Origin of the sequence: Janthinobacterium agaricidamnosum NBRC 102515 = DSM 9628, from assembly GCF_000723165.1 — a bacterium.
Taxonomy (GTDB): domain Bacteria; phylum Pseudomonadota; class Gammaproteobacteria; order Burkholderiales; family Burkholderiaceae_D; genus Janthinobacterium; species Janthinobacterium agaricidamnosum.
In genome coordinates, this window is sequence record NZ_HG322949.1 from 5,881,854 (window position 1) to 5,882,556 (window position 703).

A 703-nucleotide genomic window follows, 5' to 3' on the forward strand; every position below is an offset into this window, starting at 1 on the left:
CGAATATGGGCAATCATGCCGTATTGACCAACGATCCGACGTACCTCGTCATAGTCGTAACCTTTGTCCATGCACAGCCCTGATTGTCGTCGCTGGCACGCTGGGGACCATAACACCAGATCTTCCAACGTGGCCAGTACCAGTTTCATATCATGGCGATTGGCGCCATCAATGGCGAGCGCCACCGGTATGCCGTTCGCCTCGGTCAGCAGGCTGCGTTTGACGCCGCCTTTGGCGCGGTCCGTAGGATTGGGGCCGATTTTTTTCCCCGCCCAGAGGGGCTTTCGTCATGGCGCCATCGAGCGATAGCCAACGCCAGTCGATGGCATCAAGTGCCTCAAGACTGAGTAAGCCCTGGCGCCAGAACTGCTCGAACACACCCGCTTCGCACCACTCCTGAAACCGGCGATGGGCTGAACTGCTGGAGCAGATGCCGGTCGCCTTGAGGCAGTTCCATTGCGCCCCAGTGCGTAACACGAAAAAGATCGCATCCATCGCGTTCCGGTCTGGGACCCGTGGATTGTGACCGCCTAGCCGGTGCGCTTTGCGCGGCGGGAGCAGCGGTTCCATCTGTTCCCATATGGCGTCCGGTAACCGCCAGCCATCGTCTTTGATTGCCAAGTCCATGATCACCTCCTGCATCAGGGACTTGGACAAGTAAAAGCGCTGTTTATTCCTTGGAGTATCTACTGGGATAGGCTCT

At 57.9% G+C, this 703-nt stretch carries 1 pseudogene; it reads right to left on the reverse strand.

Annotated features, from left to right (window positions below):
* Positions 1-53 precede the first annotated feature (53 nt).
* A pseudogene (locus tag GJA_RS25490) lies at positions 54-627 on the reverse strand (IS5 family transposase); the annotation flags it as partial.
* Between the last annotated feature and the right edge of the window lie 76 nt (positions 628-703).